13 protein-coding genes are annotated in these 23,362 nt (G+C 57.3%); 2 read left to right on the top strand and 11 right to left on the bottom strand.

The features are described from left to right. The first annotated feature begins 119 nt into the window (after nt 1–119). Entirely contained in the window at nt 120–2,192 is a 2,073-nt protein-coding gene (locus HMPREF2971_RS05510; RefSeq protein WP_049350488.1) for a glucose PTS transporter subunit IIA, read from the top strand. Nucleotides 2,193–2,375: 183 nt separating this feature from the next. Beyond that, nucleotides 2,376–3,401 (top strand): hypothetical protein, encoded by a 1,026-nt coding sequence (locus HMPREF2971_RS05505; protein WP_049350519.1) that lies wholly within the window; start codon nt 2,376–2,378, stop codon nt 3,399–3,401. A 168-nt stretch (nt 3,402–3,569) separates the two neighbouring features. On the opposite strand, the gene HMPREF2971_RS05500 is transcribed toward HMPREF2971_RS05505, so the two are convergent. From HMPREF2971_RS05500 to HMPREF2971_RS05450, 11 genes are all read right to left on the bottom strand, one after another. Continuing rightward, nucleotides 3,570–5,273, bottom strand: coding sequence for an ABC transporter family substrate-binding protein (locus tag HMPREF2971_RS05500; protein WP_049350487.1), 1,704 nt, complete (start codon nt 5,271–5,273; stop codon nt 3,570–3,572). A gap of 249 nt (nt 5,274–5,522) precedes the next feature. Next, nucleotides 5,523–7,229: an ABC transporter family substrate-binding protein gene (locus HMPREF2971_RS05495; protein WP_070691815.1), complete on the bottom strand. Its 1,707-nt coding sequence runs from the start codon at nt 7,227–7,229 to the stop codon at nt 5,523–5,525. A 331-nt stretch (nt 7,230–7,560) separates the two neighbouring features. Then, nucleotides 7,561–9,270 carry an ABC transporter family substrate-binding protein gene (locus HMPREF2971_RS05490; RefSeq protein ID WP_070691813.1) on the bottom strand — a complete coding sequence of 570 codons (1,710 nt, stop codon included), beginning with the start codon at nt 9,268–9,270 and terminating at the stop codon, nt 7,561–7,563. Between the two features lie 443 nt (nt 9,271–9,713). Then, complete coding sequence (locus HMPREF2971_RS05485; protein ID WP_070691811.1) at nt 9,714–11,414, bottom strand: ABC transporter family substrate-binding protein; 1,701 nt, start codon at nt 11,412–11,414, stop codon at nt 9,714–9,716. Between the two features lie 407 nt (nt 11,415–11,821). Next, nucleotides 11,822–13,552, bottom strand: coding sequence for an ABC transporter family substrate-binding protein (locus tag HMPREF2971_RS05480; RefSeq protein ID WP_070691809.1), 1,731 nt, complete (start codon nt 13,550–13,552; stop codon nt 11,822–11,824). A 367-nt stretch (nt 13,553–13,919) separates the two neighbouring features. Next, a complete protein-coding gene (locus HMPREF2971_RS05475) occupies nt 13,920–15,620 on the bottom strand; it encodes an ABC transporter family substrate-binding protein (protein WP_049353427.1) in 1,701 nt (566 codons plus the stop codon). Nucleotides 15,621–16,051: 431 nt separating this feature from the next. Continuing rightward, entirely contained in the window at nt 16,052–18,145 is a 2,094-nt protein-coding gene (locus HMPREF2971_RS05470) for an ABC transporter ATP-binding protein (RefSeq protein WP_049359635.1), read from the bottom strand. Then, entirely contained in the window at nt 18,145–19,146 is a 1,002-nt protein-coding gene (locus tag HMPREF2971_RS05465) for an ABC transporter permease (protein WP_005507216.1), read from the bottom strand. The genes HMPREF2971_RS05470 and HMPREF2971_RS05465 overlap by 1 nt, the downstream gene beginning before the upstream one ends. Then, entirely contained in the window at nt 19,143–20,138 is a 996-nt protein-coding gene (locus HMPREF2971_RS05460; RefSeq protein WP_005507218.1) for an ABC transporter permease, read from the bottom strand. The genes HMPREF2971_RS05465 and HMPREF2971_RS05460 overlap by 4 nt, the downstream gene beginning before the upstream one ends. A 516-nt stretch (nt 20,139–20,654) precedes the next feature. Then, a complete protein-coding gene (locus HMPREF2971_RS05455; protein WP_070691807.1) occupies nt 20,655–22,382 on the bottom strand; it encodes an MDR family MFS transporter in 1,728 nt (575 codons plus the stop codon). 130 nt (nt 22,383–22,512) lie between these two features. Further along, nucleotides 22,513–23,184, bottom strand: coding sequence for a TetR/AcrR family transcriptional regulator (locus HMPREF2971_RS05450; RefSeq protein ID WP_239662189.1), 672 nt, complete (start codon nt 23,182–23,184; stop codon nt 22,513–22,515). Between the last annotated feature and the right edge of the window lie 178 nt (nt 23,185–23,362).

Raw genomic sequence — 23,362 nt, 5'->3', positions numbered from 1 at the left:
CGGGTCTTTTGTGTTTTCTGGCCGTGTTTTCCGGGGCTTTTTCGGCCACCGCAACGTCAGGTAGGCACAGCCTCCGGCAACAACCGTATAGACATTGACCGCATATCTAAGGAAGTATCGTGAATAACCGCGAACTTGGCGAGAAGATTCTTGACGGCCTGGGTGGCCCCGAGAACATCGCGCACATTACTCACTGTGCAACCCGCCTTCGTGTCACTCCTGTGTCTAACGATGCAGTGCAGAACAAGAAGATTGAGGGCCTGCCCGGCGTTCTCTCTGTGATTGAGCAGTCCGGCCAGACTCAGGTTGTTCTGGGCGAGCGCGTTGAGGCTGTGTACAACGAGATCAACGCTCTGCCTTCTATGTCCGGCCACGCTGAGGGTGACACCAAGGTTGAGGCTGAGGGCAAGAAGTCCGGCTGGCTTACCAACGTCTTCGACGTTCTGTCTGACTCCTTCCGTCCTCTGCTGTGGGCACTTCTGGGTACCTCGATGATTCTGACCCTGATTGTGTTCATGCAGCAGCTGGGCTTCTTCGGCCAGTACACTGACTTGACCGGTCAGAGCGTGAACATCGACATCATTAACGGTGCTCGTGTGGCTGACCCGGAGGAAGCTAAGGCTCTGAACACCCAGTGGATGCAGCAGTTTGCTTTCTGGTACATCCTGAAGGCTGCTTCGCTGTCTGTTCTGAACTTCATGCCCATCATGCTGGGTGCTACCGCTGCTAAGCGTCTGGGCGCGAACATGTGGGTTGGTGCAGCTATCCCCGCTGCACTGATGACCGGTACCTTCACCGATCTGACTGCTCTTGCTGACCCCGCCACCAAGGTTCTGAACGTTCCGTTCTTCGGTCTGGATCTGCCGCTGTACGCATTCAGCTACACCGGCCAGGTCTTCCCCCCGCTGCTTGCTGTTGCTCTGCTGGCTCCGCTTGAGCGCTTCCTGAAGAAGGTTATTCCTTCGATGCTGCAGATGGTGTTCGTGCCGATGATTTCGGTCATCATTCTGGTTCCGGTGACCGCGTTCCTGGTTGGCCCCATCGGTATTGGTGTGGCTATGGGTATCTCTGACTTCCTGAAGATGGTTAACGACCAGGCTCCGGCTCTGGTTGGTGCTCTGATTGCTGGCCTGTACCTGTTCATGGTTCCGCTGGGTCTGCACTGGCCGCTGAACGCTGTCATGATTAACAACCTGCAGACCATGGGTACTGACTTCATTCAGTCCCCCATGGGTGCTTACAACTTCGCTGTGTTCGGCCTGGTCACCGGTGTGGCTATTAAGGCTAAGCACGACCGCGAGCTGCGCCAGACCGCTGTTGGTGCGTCGATGTCCGGTCTGCTCGGTGGTATTTCTGAGCCGTCCCTGTACGGTGTTGTGCTCCGCTACAAGCGCGTGATCCCGATTATTCTGGTTCCCGCTGTTATTGGTGGCGCTACCATTTCCTTCCTGGGCGTTAAGTCCTACGCATTCGCGTTCACCTCGCTGCTGTCGATTCCGGCTATGCAGCCTTCCTACCTGTACGTGATTGGTCTGGCTATTGCGTTCTTCGGCGCTATGACCGGTGTTCTGATTTTCGGTTACGAGTCGAAGGCTGACGCTGTAAGGCACGCTGCGGAGCGTAAGGCTGAGGCTGCTGAGGACGCTCCCAAGGCTGAGGCTGTTGCCGTTAAGGCTGCTCCGGCTGCTGCCGCTACTGCGACCGCCGCTGCTGCACCCGCTACTTCCGCTGGTGAGGTCATTGAGCTGCACGCTCCGATTGAGGGTACTGCTGTTGCTCTGTCTGATGTTCCGGACCCGATTTTCGCTGCTGGCAAGCTGGGCGAGGGTGTGGCTATTGAGCCGACCGGTACCACTGTTGTTGCTCCCGCTGCCGGTAAGGTTGCTGCAACCTACCCCTCGGGCCACGCTGTGGGTCTGAAGCTGGAGAACGGCATTGAGCTGCTGATTCACGTTGGTCTGGATACCGTGAACCTGGACGGTAAGGGCTTCAGCGTGAAGGTTGCTAAGGGCGATGTTGTTGCTGCTGGCGACGCTCTGATTGAGTTCGATCCTGAGGTTATCAAGGAGGCGGGTTACCCGCTGATTACCCCGGTGATTGTGACCAACACCCGCAAGTTCGCTGAGGTGAAGGGTCTGCCGGGCGTTGCTCACCAGAACCTGAGCACTGTCCTGAAGGTGACCACTAAGTAGTTCGCTTTCTAAGGCTCTAACTATGGCTCTAAAGGGGGCCCCACCATTACGGTGGGGCCCCCTTTCCTTATGCCCTGATATTCGGGTAGGGCTTAGCCTGGGGTTACCCACTAGCCGGGGGTATTTCTGCTAGTGTGATAATAAGCTCAACAAGGAAGTTCTCACGTGATAGGGAGTACGACGATGTCTTCTGATACTAGGATATGGGATACCGAGGTGTGGGAAGAGCAGCAAAAAGAGTTGCGCGCTCTTCCTCCTTTTCGGCGGCTGATGCGCCGGCTCAATCTTGAGGCGCTCGTCTATGAGTCCGCGCCGTTCCCGGTTCTGCTGCGTAAGCTCTCCGCGCTGATTCCCGCGTACCTTCTGTGGTGGGTTATCTACGAACCGCACCGACTTGCTTCCTCCGCAAACCTCCCCGAGGGTACTCACGCTATTACATTGCTCCCCGGAGCCTGGGGTAACCCCGCTACGGGGGCTTACGGCGGCCTTCCTGAGCTGCCGGGGGCCCTCGTGCGCTGGGTGCTGTGCATCGCGGCAATGGTGGCCGTTGTTCATCTCTGCGGGGTCAAGGCTAAGGGTCAGAGCTTCACGATTCCTCGGGATGCCCGTTCACGGCTGATTGCTCTGATGCAGGCTCTGGGCATGTTCGGTGCTTTTGCGCTGGTCGTCTGGATCGAGTACATGATGACTCCGCTGACCCTCATGTTTGAAACCGTGTACGCGGGCCCGACCGCAGCCTATAGCGGCGACGGCATGATTCCTCTGCACCTGTTCCTATCCTCGTCGTTGAGCGCTATTTTCTTGGGCTATTTTTGTGTGAACATTCTTGCCTCGCTGAATATCCCCGGGTACCTGGGCATCCCCGCAATTATTTACGTGGGGGCGCTTCCGTGGGCTCAGGCGGAGCGGCACCAGTTCACGTTGGCGCTGGCGTGGGTTATTGCGGTGGCGCTGGTGAGTTGGCTCGTGCGCGGCATGTGGGGCACCGTGTTCGCCTGCGTGGGCTATTCTCTCTGGATTATGCTGGTGGCAACCAGCGGTGATCCTTTTGATCTGTCCGCCAATATGAGCCGTGTGCTCGTGATTTTAGGTTTCCCGCTGGCTTTCATCGTCGCTGGAGGCGGCATTTACCGCATCTTCTACCTGAGGCAGAACCCGAAGATGTTGAGGTATCTGCAGGAGCGCGCCCTGTACCTGGGCGAGTGGTAGCAGCCAGTTAGAGTGGCGCTCCCCTAGTTTTTGTAATTACATATCCCGCTAATGTATCCAGCTAAAGGACGCAGAACAAGCGGGACAGAAAAATCCCGGGCACTCTCTCGTGAGAGTACCCGGGATTTCGAGTCCTACAGGACGGCTAGAGCGTTACCGCAAGCGGTACTACTCCTGCCAGCCAACGTTGACCCAGTAGTCAGCGCTGGTGTAGCTCTGCTTGAACAGGGACGGACCGTAGTTCGCAACCTTAGCCTTGACAGCGGCGTACATCGGGCCGTTTGCGTAGGGCAGGTACACTGCGACCTTCTCGTAGTAGAGCTTCTCCGACTCGTTAGCGATCTTGATGCGCTCGTCTTCCTTCTCGGTGTTCTGCAGCTTCTCGATGAGCTTATCAACTTCGGGGTCACCGACTCCGAACACCTCGGTGGTGAAGAAGTAGGGTGCCGAGGAAGCCAGGTCGGGCAGAACGCCCCAACCGGTGAAGATTGCTTCGTAGCTCTTCTGGCCGAGCACGGAGTTGGAGTTCGACTGCGGCTGGTTGTCAGCGCTCAGGCGGATACCTGCGGACTTCAGCTGCTGCTCCAGAATCTGGTAGACCGCCTGGTAGACAGCCTCGGAACCGAAGGAGGTCAGCGCGAAGCCAGCAACCTTGCCGTCCTTAGCGTAGTAGTCGCCGGACTTGGAGTAGCCTGCGGCCTCCAGAATCTTGCCAGCTGCCTGTGCACCGGTGTCACCAGCGTAGTTGTTCTGGTAGCCCTTCTGGAACGGCATCGCAATGATGGAGCCGGGCAGCGGCTCGGTCCAGCCGAGCTGCGAGAAGTATGCCTTAGCGATCTGCTCGCGGTCCACAGAAGCGAGGATTGCGCGGCGCAGTGCCAGGTCCTCGATGCGCTTGGGGTTCAGCTGAATGATGTTGACGTTGGTGTTCTGGCTCTGGCGAATCTCGGTGCCTGCCTGGCCCTTCACAGCGTTGTAGCTGGTTGCGCCAACGAAGGTGAAGGCGTCCAGTTCGCCGTTCTTGAAGCTTGCACGGATTGCTTCGGAGTCCATCTGACGCCAGATGATGCGGTCCAGCACCGGCTTCTCGCCCCACCACTTGTCGTTCTTGACCAGGGTGAGCACCTTCTGGGAGGAGTTCCACTCGCCAATCTTGAAGGGACCTGCCCAGTACTGATCGAGGGGCTTGTCAACGAAGCCTTCGTTGAAGAGGTTGACGTCTTCCAGTGCGGGGTGGATTGCGAAGGCGCACAGACCCTCGGAGGGGTAGTACGGAGCCTTCATGGTGACCTTGACGTGGAAGTTGTCGCCGTCCACAGCCTCGATGCTTTCAACCTGCTGCCACATGGTGTTATCGGTGATGTGGTAGGGGTTGTCGGTGACTGCGCTGTAGACCTTCCACATGGCGCGAACAGCGTTCACGTCCATGGGAGTGCCGTCGTTGAAGGCAGCCTTGGGGTTGATCTTGAAGGTCGCGGTCTGCACGCCATTGACGGTCTCGGTCTTGTGTTCGGTGCAGAACTCGGGGTTGAGGGTGCCTTCGCCTTCGGGGCTCATGGTGTAGAAGCCCATCACGGCGGGAATGTTGCAGGGTGCCAGAGCGTCCAGGTTGCTGGAGGTGTAGCCGCTCTGGGTCTGCAGGTTGAAGTTGGGGCCCAGGGCGGTAGCCGCGAGGGTCAGGGTGCCACCCTGCTTGAGGGAGGAACGGTCCTGCTTGTTGACCTGAAGGTTCTTCAGAATATCTTCAGCGTTGTTAGCGGCGCTACCGCCAACCTTTTCCTTCGAGCTGCCGCAGGCAGCCAGTAGACCAACGGTGCCGAGGGCAACGGTGCCGGTCAGGAGGGTACGGCGAGAGACAGACATGCTCTTCATGGAATTTCTCCTAGAGTATTCGCAGTGTTGTGGAGGCGGTACGCGAACGGTGCGCAACTAACACTCCAACCCGGCGGGAGGACAGTCTCTGCCGGGGTTGCGGGCAGAATGCCCACATTTGTTTTAAGTATATCCGTGCGACTCTCTTAGGAACGGGAAAGCGGCGTGCTACAGAAGGTTTTAATCCTTTTGTAACACGCCGCTGTAGCGCTTTTACCCCTTATGGAGTGTGTGAGCGGTGCTCAACGCTTAGTTTTGCTTCTCCCAACCGACGTTGATCCATACGTTCGGGTTGTAGTAGGGCAGGCCGAAGAGCATGGGGCCGTAGTTCGCCAGGCCCTTACGGCACGCCTTGAAGTTCGGGCCGTTGTGGGTGGGCACGTAGATGGCGACCTCGTCCAGGTGGCGCTTCTCCAGCTCGTTCATGATCTTGAGCTGTTCCTTCGGGTCCTCGGTGGACATCATGGTTGCTGCCAGCGAGTCCAGATCCTTACCGTGACCGTTGTTGGTCTCGGAGATGTAGAAGTAGTTCGCCGCATCCACCGGGGAGGTGGTGATGCCGTAGCCACCGGTCTTAATCGCGAAGTTCTTCGAGGAGATGATGCTCGACATTTCAGAGGCACCGTGGTTCTCGATGGTCAGTTCAACGCCGATTTCCTTCATCTGCTGAACGAGGAACTGCGCGGTGGAGCTGACAACCGGGTCGCTACCGAAGGTGATGACCGGGTAGGAGACCTTAGCGCCGTCCTTGGTGTAGTAGTCACCGGACTTGGTGTAGCCTGCGTCCTCAAGGATCTTGGTAGCGACGTCCTTGCCGAGCTTGGTCGGGTAGTTGTCCTGGTAGCCTTCCTGCATGGGCAGCATGCACATGGAGCCGGGCAGGGTTTCCTTCCAGCCGAGCTTCTCGTAGCGCAGCTTCTGCAGCTGCTCACGGTTCAGGGCTGCAACGAATGCGCGGCGGACGGGCAGGGGCACCTTTTCGGGGTTGATTTCGTAGTTGCCCACGCTGAGAGCGCTACCCTTGCGAATGTCGGTGTTTGCCACGCCGGAGAGCTCGTTGTAGGAGCTGAGGGTGCTGGCGTCCACATAGTCGATTTCGCCGTTCTTGTAAGCTGCCTGCTCTGCCTGGGAGCTCATTTCACGCCAGGTGATGCGCTCAAGAGCGGGCTTGGTGCCCCACCACTTCTCGTTGCGGACGACGGTGAGCACCTTGGAGGAGGAGTTCCACTCGCCGACCTTGAAGGGGCCTGCCCAGTACTGGTCGAGGGGCTTGTCGTTCAGGCCGTCGTTGAAGAACTTGGGTTCGACGAATGCCGGGTGCAGGAAGGAGGTGAAGCTGCCTTCGATGGGGTACCAGGGCTTGGACATGGTGACCTTCACGTGGCGGGTATCGCCGTCCACAGCCTCGACGCTTGCGACCTGCTCCCAGATGGGCGAGGGGGTGATCTGGTAGTCCGAACCGGATGCCGCGGCGGTGTAGATGGTCTGGTAGCTCTTGACGGCGTTCACGTCGATGGGGGTACCGTCGTTGAAGGCTGCCTTGGGGTTGATCTTGAAGGTCACGGTCTGCACGCCGTCAACGGTCTGCGCCTTGTACTCGGTGACGTAGTCCTGGTTCATGTGCGACTCGCCGCGGAAGTCAGCGTAGAAGCCGCCGGTGAAGGCGGAGTTGATTGCCGCCTGAATATTCAGGTTACCGGCGGTGTAGCCGTTGGTGTTGAGGATGTTGAAGTTCGGGCCAATGCCGTCTGCGCTCAGTCGCAACTCGCCGCCGTCCTTGAGGGCGGAGCGGTCCTTCTCGTTGTAGGAGACTGCCTTGGACAGGTCGTCGCCGGCGGAGAGAGCGCTGGTTTCGTTCTTGGAGGAGTTGCCGCCGCAGGCTGCGAGCAGGCCGACGGTACCCAGGGCAACGGTGCCGGTGAGTAGGGTACGACGGTTGAGGGTGAAAGTGGTCATTAGTTTTCCTCAGTTAGGTGGGATGCTGCTTTGCTGTACGCGGGGGAACACAACCCGCACACCTTTGTGACAGCACGCACATTTTGCATTGAGATTAGTATACACACATTTCCCACGCACTATGACCTAGTTCACCGTTTTAGGGAAAATATTTCAGCCAATTCCCGAAACCACCCCACCACAAACCCCCCATCAAAAACACAGAAAAGCCCCGCAGCACCCCGCCTCTAAGGCGGAATACCGCGGGACTTTACCCTTCCGGAGTCTTATGCCGGCGCCTCCAAAAATTCAGAAACTACCGAATAGAAATCCAGAAAATTAACCTGTGGCTTTAGTTCTGCCAACCCACATTGACCCAGCGCTTGGGGTCGGTGTAGCTGGTTGCGAAGAGGGAAGGACCGTAGTTAGCCAGCTTCTCCTTCACAGCTGCGTAGCTGGGGCCGTTAGCGTAGGGGAAGTAAATAGCGACCTTCTCCATGTGCTGCTTCTCAGCCTCAGCAGCCATCTTCAACTGCTCCTCGTGGGATTCCTTCTCGTAAATAGACGCGATGAACTTATCCAGCTCGGGATCGCCCACACCTTCGTTGATTTCGCTGGTGTAGAAGTACTGAACACTGTCTGCGGGGTCAGCACCAATACCCCAGCCGGAGAAGGCGCAGTCGTACTGCTTAGAGCCCATCACGGAGTTGAACTGGGACTGCGGCTGGTTGTCCTGCTCGAGCTTAATACCTGCTACCTTGAGCTGCTGCTCGAGGTTCTGGAACTGAGCCAGGGAGGTTGCATCCGAACCGAAGTAGGTGATGGAGAAGCCTGCAGTCTTACCGTCCTTGGCGTAGTAGTCGCCATTCTTGGAGTAGCCTGCTGCTTCCAGGATCTTTGCCGCAGCCTCGGGGCCGGGGTTAGAAGGCATAGCGTCCTGGTAGCCCTTCTGGAAGGGCATAGCAATCATGGAGCCGGTCAGGGGCTCTTCCCAGTTGATCTGGCCGAACTTGACCTTAGCCAGCTGAGAGCGGTCAACCGCGGCGAAGACTGCACGGCGCAGGGCGGTGTCGGTCACGCGGGTCGGGTTGAACTGCAGGTTGATCACGCCGACGCTCTGGCCGGAGCGAATCTGGACACCGGGCTGACCCTTGACGGCGTTGTAGGTTGCCAGGCCAGCAAAGCCGATGCTGTCCAGCTCGCCGTTCTTGAACGCTGCGCGCTCTGCTTCGTCGCCCATTTCGCGCCAGATGATGCGATCCAGCAGAGGCTTCTCGCCCCACCACTTGTCGTTGGGCACGAGGGTGAGGGTCTTAGCCGAAGAGTTCCACTCGCCAATCTTGAAGGGGCCGGACCAGTACTGATCCATGGGCTTGTTCACGAAGCCGTTATTGAAGAGCTCCTTGTCGGTCAGTGCGGGGTGCAGACCGAGCAGGCCGAGGGTCTCAGCGGGGTACAGGGGCTTGGACATGACGATCTTGACGCGGGTCTTGTCGCCATCCACGGGGTCGATGGATGCTACCTGCTGCCAGAAGGGAGCGGCGATAACGTTGTAGCCGTCATCAGGGTTGCGGTAGACGGTCCACGCGGCGCGGATTGCCTCAACGTCAACGGGGGTGCCGTCATTGAAGACAGCCTTAGAGTTGAGCTTGAAGGTGATGGTCTGCACGCCGCCAACGGTCTCTGCCTTGTAGTCGCTGACATAGTCGTCGTTGAGGCTGTATTCGCCAGCAGGGCTTAGGGAGGTGAAGCCGATAGCGGAGGGGATGTTGCAGGCGCCACCGAACGCGGTGAGGTTCTCGGTGGTGTAGCCGCTCTGAGTCAGAATGTTGAAGTTCGGGCCGACTGCGGAGACGCTACCGCGGAACTCGCCACCCTGCTTGAGGGAGGAGCGGTCCTGCTTGTTGATTTCGAGGTTCTTGACGATTTCCTCGGTGCTTGATGCAGCCTTACCGCTGATCTTCTTGTCAGAGCCGCCGCCGCATGCAGCGAGCAGGCCGACGGTACCCAGGGCAACGGTGCCGGTCAGCAGGGTACGGCGATTAATACGTAGATGAGTCATGTATTCTCCTCATGCCGGAGGGCTCGGGTGCTATTCGATAAGCGCACCGTGTTGTGCGCTGATTTTTCGGGAGCGCCGAAGCTCCCGCCCATCACCTTTGTGAGAGCCCCCACATTGTTTGTGGTTGAAACACAGTATACCCCCAAAAGAAGCGACGCAGACCACAGTCCAATCCGTGGAAGAACTATACACCGTCTAAAAATCACGGGTTCAGCGCCTGAAACCGCATCATCATGCGGAAGCCGCGTGCGAAAACTAAAAAATGAAATATTATGTAGCATTGGCGCGCGAGCGCGTCACACCCGGTACTTTGAGAGTCGTTACAAGTTACAAGCACAGCGTCGGGGCAGCTAAAGCGCGCTGAACCCTCCACAAGAAAAAGCTCCCCACCCCTATACGACACTGCGAAAACGTATAGGGGGCAGGGAGCTTAAAACTGCGGCTTATGCCATCCAGCCAACCGAAGACCAGTCGGTGGTCTTGAAGAGGAACGCACCGTAGTTAGCGAGCTTCGGGCGGCATGCCTTGAAGTCCGGGCCATTGAGGAAGGGGATGAAGAGGCAAACCTCGCTCATGTGCTTCTTCTCAATTTCGTTGCACTTCTCGGCGCGCTTAGCGTCATCGAGGATGGTGACCATCTCGTCGACCATAGCGTCGATTTCGGGGGTGCCGACGCCGTTCCAGTTCTTGGAGTGGTAGAAGTACTCGGCTGCACTGGTCGGCTCGGAGGTCACGCCGAAGCCCGAAATGCTTACGTCGTACTCGCGGTTACCAACAACCTTCGAGAATTCAGACTGTGCACGCGAATCGAGCTCGAAGTTAATGCCGATTTCCTTCATGCTCTGGATGAAGGTCTGTGCCTGGCCCTTGGTGGTGGCGTCATCACCGAAGGTGGTCAGCTTCAAGGTGATGGTCTTGCCGTCCTTCGCGTAGAAGTCGCCAGACTTGGTGTAGCCTGCCTTCTCCAGGACCTTGCGTGCTTCCTCCGGGTTACGTGCCGGGTAGTTGTCGCGGTAGTACTGGGAGGAACCCAACAGAAGCATCGAGCCGGGAACTTCTTCTTCATAGGGCAGACCCTGGAAGCGAATCTTTGCCAGAGCACCACGGTCGATACCCAGGAAGATTGCCTTACGCACAGCAACATCAGTGATGTGCTCTGCGTTCAGGTTCATGCCGCCGGCGAAGAGGCGGCGACCGCGGCGGATTTCAGAGTTCGCAACGTCCTTCATCTCGTTGTAGGCGCTGAGGGTACGTGATTCCACGACGTCCAGCTCGCCGTTCTTGTAGGCGGCGCGAGCTGCAGCGTCTGCCATTTCACGCACGACGATGCGGTCCAGCTTGGGCTTCTCACCCCACCACTTGTCGTTGGGCACAGCAGTGAAGGTCTTCTCGGAGGAGTTCCAGCCGTTGGGTGCCAGGGTGAAGGGGCCGCAACCGAGCTCGGGGTGGGGGTTGTCCACGAAGCCTTCATTGAAGAGGTTTACGTCGAGCATCGCCGGGTGCAGGATTCCACCGAAGAGCAGACCCTTGACGGGGTTGTGTGCAGTCTTGAAAACAACGCGTGCGTGGTAGCGGTCGCCATCGATAGCTTCAACGCTTTCGATGTACTCGTAGATACCTGCTGCGGCAATCTTGTATTCGCCGTCGGGGTCACGCTGGATCTGCCAGGTTGCCTTGAGTGCATCGATGTCGATGGGGGTGCCGTCGTTGAAGACTGCCTTGGGGTTCAGGCGAACCTCTGCGGTGATCTTGCCGTCTACTTCCTTAGCTTCGAAGCCGAGGCAGTAGTTGGGGTCGAGCTCGTCTTCACCCTTGAAGGTGCTGCGCCAGATGCCGGCACCGGCGATAACGCCCATGGTTTCGGAGACGGAGGTGCTCGAGCCGTTCTGGGAGAAGCGGTTGAAGTCCGGACCGAGGGAGTAAGTGCTCAGGTTCAGGGTACCGCCCTGCTTGAGCTTCGAGGCATCCTGCTCGTTGATTTCATAGAACGGGGTTTCGCTTGCCTTGTGCTCGGTCTTGGAGGACGAGGAGCCACAAGCGCTCAGTACGCCGGCAGCAGCGACGGCGGTTGCGCCGCCGAACAGTACGCGGCGGCTCATGATCGGGTTGAATCCGGAGAGGGAGGGGATGGGGTGGGGGCTCATGACGGGCTCCTTGTGGGTGTGGACTGCGCTGATGCAGTGTTTGCAGTGTAGAGTGGGTGGCTCGCGTGCTCTGGAGGCGGGGTTTCCGCCTGTAGGAGCGCCTGCTATCTGCGGTGATGGGCGGGCAGGTCAAGCCATGCAAAATAATGTGACCTAAAGCTATGTTCTAAGCCACATTTAATATTTTTAGTAGTGTACACCACACACATCACTACAGGTGTGCAACACGATAAATATTTCTCAATTATTACGCCCGGCCCTAATGCAGCGGGCCTAAATCCATATCGGCACAACCCCACCGCCTTTCGCGCAACACCCCTCCCCCACCCCCAGAAATAGCCAGCGGGCACAGCAAAGCGGGCCGAACGCGCATATACGCATTCGACCCGCTCATAGGGCAGGAACCCCTAGGAGTTCATCCAGCCCACAGCAGTCCAGTCCATCGACTTGTACAGGTGCGGACCGTAGTTAGCCAGATTCTTCTTGACCATCACAAAGTCAGGACCGTTCGTAATGGTACCCAGGAAGGCGAACTCAGCCATGTGCTTCTTCTCAATCTCGTTACAGGCAAGGTTACGTTCCTTGTCATCCTCAATGAGGGTCATGGCGTCGATGAGGGCATCGATTTCCTTGCTGCCGATACCTTCGTTGTTCTCGGAGTAGTAGAACTGCTTGGTACCCTCGGTTGCGTCAGCAGAGACCGAGTAGCCGCTGAAGGAAATATCGTAGTCCCAGTTGCCCAGAATGGTGGCGAACTCACTATCGGCGTGCTGATCAATCCGGATCTCGATACCGACATCCTTCATCTGCTGAGTGAAGGTCTGAGCCTTACCCTTGTTGGTCGGATCGTCACCGAAGACCACCACTGCACAGCCAGCCTTCGTGCCGTCCTTCTCGTAGTAGTCGCCGTTCTTGGTGTAACCGGCGGCCTCCAGAATCTTCTGCGCCTCCGAAACACTATTATTCGGGGTCGGGTAAGAATCCTGGTAGTAGGGCGAGAAGGGCATATGAATCATCGAACCAGGGATAGCTTCCTCGTAGGGCAGACCCTGGAACTGAATCTTTGCGAGTGCTTCACGGTTGGTGCCGACGAAGATTGCCTTACGCAGGGCAGCATCCTTGACGCGGCGGGGATTAATATCCAGGCCGCCGGCGTAGAGGCGGGTGCCCTTACGCAGTTCGGTACCCGCAATGTTCTTCACCTCGGCATAGGTGGAGGAGGTGCTTGCACCGATAGCGTCAATTTCATCATTCTTGAACGCGGCACGTGCAGCGCTGGACTCCATCTGGGTAAACACAATCTTGTCCAGCAGGGGCTTGGTGCCCCACCACTTATCGTTGGGCACAACACTGAAGGTCTTCGCAGTGGAGTCCCAGCCCTTATCCGCCAGAGTGAAGGGGCCAGCCCAGTACTCGGGGTGGGGCTCATCCACGAAGCCGTTGTTGAAGAGCTCAACATCCTCCAGGGCGGGGTGCAGAATCTCAGAGAAGAGGCTCTGCAGCGGGTAGAAGGGCTTGGAGAAGGTGACGGTTGCGCTGTAGTCGTCTTCGCCCTTTTCTACGGATTCAACGAATTCGTAGATGCCGCTGGAGACAATGTTGTAGCCGTTGTCCAGGCTCTTGAAGATATTCCAGGTGGACTGGAGCGCCTTGTAGGTGATGGGGGTGCCATCATTGAAGACAGCCTTGGGGTTGAGCTTGACGGCAACCTGAATCTTGTCGCCCTTCTTGCTGTGTTCGAAGGAGACAGCGAAGTCAGTGTTCAGCTTGTAGGTGCCATCAAAGTCGAGGTTCCACATGCCAGCCTGACTGATGGTGCTCATAACGTTGACGTTATCGCTGGTGTTACCGCTCTGGGTGTAGAAGTTGAAGTTCGGACCGATAGATCCGGCGGGCAGGCGTAGGATGCCGCCCTTCTTCAGGCTGTTCACGTCCTGAGCGTTGATATTGTAGAGGTCTTCGATATTGGCACCGGCACCGGCAGCCTTGGTCTTTTCAGAGCTTGCACTGCCGTTGCCGCAGGCGCTGAGCAGACCTACAGCTCCCAGAGCCGCAGTGCCGCCAATGAGGGCGCGGCGGCTGAAGCTGTTCTTGGTCGCTTCGTGGCTACTCGCGGTGTATGCGGTGTTGGCGGTCATGGGAGTGGTTTCCTTCTGTCTTGTGTGGGCGGGTGTATCCCGTATCCCCGAAGTAATGATTATTTATGCAGAGCACTGCATAATTTTGTATAACTCCACTGTAGCGCGCCTCGGGAGCAAAAACCAAGCATTTTTACAATATTTCTTAATATTTATCGTGTTTTTTGAATATTCATACCATGAATACGCTGTTTTTGTGCGAATTTTTCGGATTTTGCCGGATAGCTATGCCACCGCTCCCCTGCACCGGTACACAAAATGCCCAAAGCAATTCCTCCAGATATGCAAAAAGTGTCCACCCGGATAATCCGGGTGGACACTTTCAGTAGCTCTAGACTATTCACCTATTAGGTGAAGGGATAAGGACTTACTTAGCCCAACCAACCTTCTGCCAGTGAATACCGGTGCCCTGGAAGAGGGACACGCCGTAGTTGCGCAGACCCTTCTTCACGAACTTGTACTCGGGGCCGTTGATGAGCGGAATCAGCACTGCGAACTCAGCCAGGTGCTTCTTCTCGATCTCGCTGCAAGCCCGGTTGCGTTCCTTGTCGTCAGCAATGAGCTTCATCTTTGCAATCATCTCATTGATCTCATCGGAACCGGCTTCCTCGGGCTTACGACGCATGTAGAACTGCTCGGTAGCCTCGGTAGCATCCGGGGAGGTCGGAGCAAAACCGGAGGAGGTTGCGTCGTAATCCTTGGATGCCATGGTCTTGTTGAACTCGCTCACAGCACGGGAGTCGAGCTCAGCATTAATACCGACGGACTTCAGCTGCTGAACCAGGGTCTGACCGACAGCCTTGGCAGTGGGGTCCTCACCGAAGATGGAGAACTTGAAGGCAGCCTGCTTGCCGTCCTTCTCGTAGAACTCACCGTTCTTGGTGTAGCCTGCCTCTTCCAGAATCTTGGATGCTGCAGTAGCATCGTTGTTCGGGGTCGGGTAGTCGTCCTGGTAGTACTCGGTGAAGGGCATATGAATAACCGAGTTGGGGAGCTTCTCTTCGTAATCCAGACCCTGGAAACGAACCTTAGCGAGAGCCTCACGGTTCAGACCAACAACCACAGCGCGACGCAGAGCAACATCCTGCATGCGGGCGGGGTTCATGGTCAGACCGCCGGCGAAGAGGCGAGCACCGCGACGAATCTCGGTGTTAGCAACTTCCTTGAGCTCCTTGTATGCAGAAGCGGTGGTAGCGCCAATCGCGTCAAGCTCATCGTTCTTGAATGCCGCGCGCTCAGCAGCGGTATCCATCTGACGGAAGACGATGCGCTCCAGAACGGGCTTCTCGCCCCACCACTTCTCATTGCGGGTCAGGGTCAGGGTCTTCTCGGTGGAGTTCCAGCCACCTTCAGCAATGGTGAAGGGGCCAACCCAGTACTCGGGGTGCGGCTTGTCAACGAAACCAGTGTTGAAGAGTTCCTTGTCCAGCAGAGCCGGGTGCATAATGCCAGCGAAGAGGGTATCCAGCGGGTAGTAAGGTGCGGAGAAAGTTACCTTCACCTTGAAGTCATCACCGTCGCGCTCCACGGAAGCAATGCTGCTGTAGATGCCGCTGGTACCAATCTTGTAGCCGCCATCGGTGCTCTTGAGGACCTCCCAGGTAGCCTGCAGAGCCTTGTAGTCGATGGGGGTACCGTCGTTGAACTTAGCCTGGGGGTTCAGCTCAATGGAGACAACGGGCAGACCGTTTTCTTCGGAAACATCGAAGCTCTTCGCGAAATCGGGAGCCAGAGTGCGCTTACCCATGGGGTCACCCTGCCACAGGCCTGCGTAAGCCACGGGGCTCATAGCAGTCTGGGTGTACAGGGAGTTGCCGTCCGCGCTGAAAAGGTTGAAGTCCGGACCAATACCGGGAATAGCCAGGCGCAGAGTGCCGCCATCCTTCAGCTCAGATACAGCTGCCTCAGCAAGGTCATAAAGCTCCTTGGCATCGGTGCCCACGGTTGCACCCTGGGTGGTTGCCTTGGAGTCCTTGGACGAGCCGCACGCAGCCAGTACGCCCACGGTACCCAGTGCTGCAGCGCCACCGAGAACGGTACGACGGTTCAGGATGAAATTCTTCTCCATGAGAGTGTCCTCTTATACGTTTGACCCTCAATAATCCTGCAGGAAAGCGTCAAGGGTTCCCTGCTCATGCGCCGCAATTAGGGTGCGGTGAGCGATGAATTAGTGCCGGTCTATGAATGTGTTCCTTGAGGCACGCCCCTAGCGGCGCACCCACAGGCTTAATTATGGCTTACCCGCGGTATAGAAGCTCGCCTATAAATATTCATATCTTGAATGGTGAGAAAGGTTACGCCTAGTCAGTGCAGTTTTTCCTGTTTTCTTGCTGGTTTCAGTGCCAAGCGCCACATTCTGAGGCTCCCGCCGTCTCACCAGGTGACAATCTCAAGCTGCACGCGCCTCACCAGTACCGGGCATTAAAAAACCCGAGGGGCGAATATTCAACGAATATTCGCCCCTCGGCACACATGCGACTTATTCAGCCGACTCTAGAGCTACACCGTAGCGGCCTCAGCCTCAGGGTAGTAGCAAGCATAACCGTGATCCTGGCCCTCAACGGGGGTCAGTTCCGGCATCTCCTCCAGGCAACGACGCTTCTTGTCCTCAGGCAGCAGCTTGAAGACCGGGCAACGGCTCGAGAAGCCACAACCCTTAGGCGCGTTCACCGGAGTGGGCAGGTCGCCCTCAAGCATAATGCGGTGGCGCTTTGCCTCAACCTCGGGATCCGGAACCGGAATCGCCGAGAGCAGTGCACGGGTGTACGGGTGGATCGGGTTGTCGAACACCTGGTCGACGTCACCGATCTCAACAATACGACCCAGGTACATCACTGCAACGCGGTCGGATGCGTGGCGAATCACCGCGAGGTCGTGAGCAACCATCAGGTAGCTCAGGCCCAGGTTTGCACGCAACTCCTCCAGCAGGTTGATCACACCAGCCTGGACGGACACGTCCAGTGCGGACACCGGCTCATCCAGAACCACGAGCTTAGGGTTAACGGCAAGCGCACGAGCAATACCGATACGCTGACGCTGACCGCCAGAGAACTGGTTCGGGAAGCGGTTCACGTGGTCGGGTTGCAGACCCACAATGTGCATCAGCTCGATGACGCGCTTCTTGATGTCTGCCTTGTTCATGCCCTGGTTTTCCAGGGGCTCAGCAAGCACCTCGTAAACGGTGAAGCGCGGATCCAGAGCACCGGTGGGGTCCTGGAACACCATCTGCTGGTTCTTACGCAGCTCAAGAATCTCACCTGCGGACTTGCCGTCCTTGGTGGAGGTTCCGTTGATCAGAATCTCACCGTCGGTGTTCTTATTGAACTCCATGATTTCCAGCAGGGTGGTGGTCTTACCACAACCGGACTCACCCACGATGGAGAAGCACTCGCCCTCACGAATATCGAAGGACAGGCCGTTCACAGCCTTCACAGTGCCCACGCGGCGCTTAATCAGCGCACCCTTCATGAGCGGGAAGTGCTTCTTGACGTTGCGGACCTCCAGGACGGGGGCACGCTCCTCACGCGGGATGCCGTCGTACTTCGATACCGGGGGCTCCGGAACCGGGTACAGCTCGTCTGCGGTCTTACCGACCAGCTCCTGAGAGATGGTGCAGGAGGAGTAGTGGCCCTCGCCAACGCCTTCCAGCAGCTGCAGATCGGGCTCGCCGTTGGAGTCCTGGCAGCACTGGCCACCGCTTTTAGCGATGGGGCAACGCGGGCGGAAGGAGCACGCGGTCACCGGGTTAATCAGGTTCGGAGGGGTACCCTCGATGGGTACCAGGGAGACCTTCTCGGAACGGTCCACACGCGGGACCGCACCCAGCAGACCGATGGTGTACGGGTGGGAGGGATGCTTGTACAGGTCTTCTGCCTTAGCAATCTCCACCGGCTTACCGGCGTACATCACCAGAATGTCGTCAGCCATACCAGCCACAACACCGAGGTCGTGGGTAATCATGATGGTCGCTGCGCCGGTCTCTTCCTGAGCCTTCTGCATAACCTCCAACACCTGCGCCTGAATGGTCACATCCAGTGCGGTGGTGGGCTCATCGGCGATGAGCACGCGGGGGTCATTCGCAATCGCCATAGCGATCATGATGCGCTGACGCATACCACCGGAGAACTCGTGCGGGAAGGAACGCAGGCGGTCAGCCGGCGAAGGAATACCCACCATACGCATCAGTTCGATGGAACGGTCCTTGATAGCCTGCTTGCTCATGCCCTTGTTGTGGACCTTGAGCACCTCAGCAATCTGGTCACCAATGGTGTACACGGGGGTCAGCGAGGACAGCGGATCCTGGAAAATCATAGAGATTTCCTTGCCGCGGTATGCGCACATTTCCTTATCGCTCAGACCCAGCAGCTCGGTGCCGTTGTACTTAACCGAACCGGTGATGTCAGCGGTAGTCGGGTGCAGGCCCATGATCGCCATGGAAGCAACGGACTTACCGGAACCGGACTCACCCACAATACCCAGGGTCTTACCGGGGTACAGGTCAAAGTTCACACCGCGAACAGCGTGCACGACGCCATTCTCAGTGTTGAAGCGGACGTTGAGGTCCTTAACGCTCAGAACGGGAGAGGTACTCATTAGTTCTTCGCCTCCTTTGCAGCGGCAGCGGGTGCCTCTGCCTTCTCGTTCTTCTTGGACTTCTTGATCTTACCGACCGACATCGAAGTCGGGTCGAATGCGTCACGCAGACCGTCGTTCATGAGGGCCAGCGGACCAACCAGCAGGAAGAAGAACAGAACCGGGAACCAGAACATGTGCGGCAGGGTGTTAATCTGCTGCGAAGCATCCGAAATCAGCGAGCCCAGCGAGTAGTTGGGGTACTTAATACCGATGCCGATGAAGGAGTAAGCGACCTCAGAGAGCACAGCGCCCATGATGCCGCTGGTGAAGTTCAGAACCAGCAGGGAGCCAATGTTCGGAACCAGGTGGCGCATCACAATCTTGAAGGGGTGCACACCCATGTAGCGTGCAGCCTTCACGAAGTCGCGGTTGATGAGGGACTGCGCCATTGCACGAATAACACGGGCGCTACCCATCCAGCCGAAGGCAATCAGCACTGCAGAGAGCAGAACCCAGGTGGGGACGCTCTTCTGAATCTGCTTACCAACCTGACCGTTAATCAGAATTGCCAGAATCAGCAGCGAGGGAACCATGATCAGGGTCTCGAGGATGAACAGCATGATCTTGTCAATCCAGCCGCCGAAGTACGCCATCACACAACCGTAAACTGCGGAGATGAACACAGTGGCCAAACCGACGACCACACCAATCTGGAGAGAGGTCCAGACGGCCTCAGACATCATGGCGAACACGTCATTACCCGCGATGGTGGTACCGAACCAGTGCTCGGCCGAGGGGCCTTCACCCAGCGCCATGTAGTCAATGTCGTTGGGCTTGTACTTGGTCAGGTACTTACCGAACAGACCGAACAGACCCATGCCGATGAACACGCACAGACCGAAGACTGCAGCCTTGTTACGCAGGAAGCGGCGCAGAATAATAACGCTCTTGTTGATGACCTTGAAGTCACCGTTCTCCTGTACCACCGGTACGGAGGAAGTTGCAGTTACCTGACTCATGAGATCCTCACTCGGGGGTCGACGATGGTGGTAGCGATATCAGCGATGATCGCACCGACAGCGAACAGTGCAGAACCGTACGCGAGGGTCACGGTCGCAGCGTTCACGTCCTGCGCGGAAATGGAGTCAATCGACCACTTACCGATACCGGGCCATGCAAAGACGGTCTCGGCGAAGAATGCACCCGCAAAAATCATCGGAATCTGGTACGCGATGGACTGTGCCACGGGGATGAAGGAGACGCGCAGTGCGTGGCGAGTAATCGCCTGGTTACGGGTCAAGCCCTTAGCACGAGCGGTACGCACGAAGTCAGCGTTCACGTTATCGAGCAGGTACTGACGCTGTGCAATCTGGTAACCAGCCCAACCGAAGATGGTCATACAGAAGGTCGGCACGACGTAGTGCGCCGCCATATCCATGGTGATTTCCCAGAATCCGGTCAGACCCGGAGTCGAAATACCGGTCACATAGAAAATCTTCTCTCCACCATTAGCAACGGCGATGTTGTTGATAGTGGTCGCGCCCTGCTGCACCACGAAGTAAGCAACGGGAGCGGGGATGATGTAGACCAGGTAGGAGTAACCGGTGATAACACGGTCAGAGAACTTGTACTGGCGAGCTGCCGAGTACACACCCAGGGCAATACCAATCACAATCGAGAGAATGGTAGCCACCAGCAGCAGGCGGGTAGAAACCCACACGCGCTGGCCAAATTCCTGGTTAATGTACGCGCCGTTGGGGCTACGGCCCCAATCGAACTTGGTGACCACATTGGTCAGCCACTGAACGTAGCGGTCCCAGGGGTTCATTTCGGGATCGAGACCCAGGGATGCGAAGTTACGGTTCACCTGCTCGGGGCTAGGCTTCGGAACCTTTTCCTGCTCCAAGAGGGCAGGCTTCAGGGCAGTAACCGCTGCAAAGTAACCCATCGTGGTCGTAATAAAGACCATGACGAGGTACGTCAGCGATCGCTGGAGGATGTACCTAAACATGGGACGGTTCCCCTCCTTGTGTAGATGTCGGTGTTAAGGCATGTGTGTCATGCTGTCCTAGCGCACTGCTTCGTGATGACTGTCACTAGGAGCATATGTACTTTATCTTATATAGCCTGTAACACTTCCACCAAACCCACATTGGGCACTTTCACCCCTTAGAACAGCCTGTATGCAAGCTAAAAGGGAGCTGGGTAAAAAAATGCCCCGGAATACCGGGGAAAAGGGGCGGATTAACAATTTTTACGAAAATTTTACATCCGAAACAATTCTCTCGACATAGGGACGTAATAACCTTTTCGATAAGCGCTTTAACGGGGTAAAACACCACGTAAACCCACCATTTAGGGGACTAAACCAACACTTCCAACCCCTAAACCAAGCACTAAGGCACACCTCTTAAGCGCGCTATTTAAGGCAACTCAGCCAAAAACAGCGCCCCGACACGAGCACACGACTCGCACCGGGGCGCCACTTATATAGGAAGGCAACGCCTCCGCGTTTAGTGCTAAGACCCTAGCTCTTAGCGTTAGGCTCCGAATCAGGCGAAGCCTCCGAGCTCAACGACTCATCAATACGAGCACGAGCAGAGGCGTGCATGCTCTTCAGAGCCTCAGCATCCTTAGCCGCCATCTCCGGAGTAATCACCGGAATCGCACCGGTCGCCGCACGGGCAATATCAACAGCCGGCTCAGTCTCCAGGGTCGTCGCCAGCGCATCCTCACGAATGAAGAACAGAAGCAGCGTAGACACCAGACCCAGCGGCACCAGGTACAGGAACAGCGGAATCAGCGCATCGTTATACGCATTCACAATGATGCCGTGCACCGGCTCCGGCAAAGACGCCACCAGTTCAGGAGTCAGAGACGAAGACGCATGGCTACCCGAAGACTGCAGCGCCTGCTGCGGCATACGCTCAGAAATCAGCGAGGTCAGACGCGAGGTAAACAGACCACCCACCAGCGAGGCACCCACAGTAGCACCCACCTGACGGAAGAAGTTATTCGACGCCGTCGCGGTACCCACCACGCTAACCGGGAACGCATTCTGAACAATCAGAGTCAAGAACTGCATGGACATGCCCAGACCGGCACCCATCACCGCAAGGTAGGTACAGAACAGCCAGGTCGGGGTCTCAACATTCACGGTCGACAGAAGGAACAGGCCCAGCGCCACAATCGCGGTACCGCTCGTCACGTAACGCTTATAGCGACCGCTCTTCGACACCACGCGGCCCGTCACAATCGAGACCACCAGCATGACGCCCATCATCGGGATCATCAGCAGACCCGCCACCGTAGCGCTCACACCCAGTGCCATCTGCAGGTAGGTCGGGATGTACTCCACCGCACCGAACATTGCCACACCCAGCGCCAGCGAAGCACCCAGGGTCAGCAGGAAGTTACGGTTCTTGAACAGGTACATGGGCATGACCGGCTCAGCCGCACGGTTCTCCACCGGGATAAACACCAGCGCAGCAACCACAGAGAAGACCAGCAGACCAATAATCTGCGGCGAAGTCCACTCGTACTGGTTACCGCCCCAAATCGTGGCAAGCACCAGCGCACTCGTGCCCGCCATCAGAATCAGCGAACCAAGGTAGTCGATGCTGTGCTTCTCACGGTCACGGAACGGGCGGTGCGGCAGCAAGAAAATCACCGCAAGAATCGACAGGATAGCCAGCGGCAGGTTCAGCCAGAACGCCCAACGCCAACCCGGCCCCTCAGTAATCCAGCCACCAATCAGCGGACCAGCCACCGACGAGAACGCAAAAACGCCACCGATAATACCCATGTAACGGCCGCGGTCGCGGGGAGGAATCACATCAGCAATCACAGCCTGAGACAGAATCATCAGACCGCCACCGCCCAGACCCTGCAGGGCACGCGCGAAAATCAGCCAGTTCATGTTCTGTGCGAGCGCGCCGACCACGGAGCCCGCCATGAAGGAGACAATCGCAAAAATCAGGAAGGGCTTGCGTCCGAACTGATCCGATAGCTTACCGTAGACCGGCATCGTAATCGTCGAAAGCAGGATGAAAATGGTAATCACCCAGCTCATGTGCTCCACGCCGTGAAGCTCACCCACAATCGTGGGCAGCGACGGCGCCAGAATCGTCTGGTTCAGCGAGGACATGAGCATCACAATGACCAGGCCCAGGAACATGGCGCGGATGCGGTTTTTACTTTCCTGCTTAGCCTCACCGGCTGGCGGCTGAGGTAGATTCTTTTCCTCTGTACTCATCGTTTAATCCTTAGTTACGTTCTATATGTCTGTTGTGAGTGTCCGCCGGGCTCTGGATTCGGTTGCCTCGATTCGGGGCCTCGGATTCGGTTTCCGGCGGGCTTTTGTAGTTTGTAGCAGTGAACCGCCGCTAGATTGCCGGTCGGTTCTGCTCAAAAAGCAGGAACTGGAAGGTCTTCACCGTCTGGCGGATATGGCGGGCAATATCCTCTTTATCTTCCAGGTCGCGGGCGAACTCCAGCTGACGAAGCACCGCGGAGGCAAGCTGGACCTTTGCGCGTGATCGCTCCCGGAAGTGATCGGTCAGCGGGTCAGCGGGGGTTCGGCGCGGGAAGGGGCCGCGGCGACCGGCCGCGTCAAAAGCCACCCAGTCAATAGTGTTCAGGTAATCGGTGAGCACCTGTTCGCACTTCATGTAGTGCATTTTCATTCGTTTCGCGGACTCGGGGAACTCCTGAAAGGGAGCTCGGGGGTCCTTGCCATTGGCGTAGTGGAAGCTCTGGAAAATGACCTCCCAGAGAAGGTGGGTTACACGAATGATGGTGTTGTCATCCTCGTGGGCGCGGTCTGTTTCGAGGATTTCCTCGCTGACCACCGGTTCACGCAGACCCAGAACGGCGTCCTCTTTGGAGGGGAAGTAGTTGAAGAAGGTACGCGGGGAGACGCCCGCCTCCTGGGCGATTTCTTCAACGGTGGTTCCGCGCATCCCATGGTCGCGGACGCGTTTGAGGGCTGCTTCGTGGATTGCCGTCCAGGTTTGTTCGCGGCGGCGTTCGCGAAGGCTCTGTTCCTTTTTCTGCATAACTGCAATTATTTCACCACTGCACACAATGCTCAAGTGCATTTTTAGCGTTAAGGCTCACAGCATAGCCGGCTAAACTCCGGCCCCGCCACTGGCACACAACACCCGCACACAATACCGACACATCACATACGAAGCGGCAAACCCACTCCCCCCCCCCCCCCCCCCCCCCCCCCCC

The organism is Rothia sp. HMSC066G07 (assembly GCF_001814485.1).
GTDB lineage: Bacteria > Actinomycetota > Actinomycetes > Actinomycetales > Micrococcaceae > Rothia.
The sequence above is the reverse complement of the archived record's forward strand: the minus strand, read 5'-3'. Positions and strand labels throughout refer to the sequence as shown.

What these genes read in the sequence shown, in the direction of transcription:
- HMPREF2971_RS05505 (WP_049350519.1), top strand. Translation starts at nt 2,376, where the DNA reads ATGTCTTCTGATACTAGGATATGGGATACCGAGGTGTGGGAAGAGCAG.
- HMPREF2971_RS05465 (WP_005507216.1), bottom strand. Translation starts at nt 19,146, where the DNA reads ATGAGTCAGGTAACTGCAACTTCCTCCGTACCGGTGGTACAGGAGAAC.
- HMPREF2971_RS05500 (WP_049350487.1), bottom strand. Translation starts at nt 5,273, where the DNA reads ATGAAGAGCATGTCTGTCTCTCGCCGTACCCTCCTGACCGGCACCGTT.
- HMPREF2971_RS05495 (WP_070691815.1), bottom strand. Translation starts at nt 7,229, where the DNA reads ATGACCACTTTCACCCTCAACCGTCGTACCCTACTCACCGGCACCGTT.
- HMPREF2971_RS05475 (WP_049353427.1), bottom strand. Translation starts at nt 15,620, where the DNA reads ATGGAGAAGAATTTCATCCTGAACCGTCGTACCGTTCTCGGTGGCGCT.
- HMPREF2971_RS05490 (WP_070691813.1), bottom strand. Translation starts at nt 9,270, where the DNA reads ATGACTCATCTACGTATTAATCGCCGTACCCTGCTGACCGGCACCGTT.
- HMPREF2971_RS05450 (WP_239662189.1), bottom strand. Translation starts at nt 23,184, where the DNA reads ATGCAGAAAAAGGAACAGAGCCTTCGCGAACGCCGCCGCGAACAAACC.
- HMPREF2971_RS05460 (WP_005507218.1), bottom strand. Translation starts at nt 20,138, where the DNA reads ATGTTTAGGTACATCCTCCAGCGATCGCTGACGTACCTCGTCATGGTC.
- HMPREF2971_RS05455 (WP_070691807.1), bottom strand. Translation starts at nt 22,382, where the DNA reads ATGAGTACAGAGGAAAAGAATCTACCTCAGCCGCCAGCCGGTGAGGCT.
- HMPREF2971_RS05480 (WP_070691809.1), bottom strand. Translation starts at nt 13,552, where the DNA reads ATGACCGCCAACACCGCATACACCGCGAGTAGCCACGAAGCGACCAAG.
- HMPREF2971_RS05470 (WP_049359635.1), bottom strand. Translation starts at nt 18,145, where the DNA reads ATGAGTACCTCTCCCGTTCTGAGCGTTAAGGACCTCAACGTCCGCTTC.
- HMPREF2971_RS05485 (WP_070691811.1), bottom strand. Translation starts at nt 11,414, where the DNA reads ATGAGCCCCCACCCCATCCCCTCCCTCTCCGGATTCAACCCGATCATG.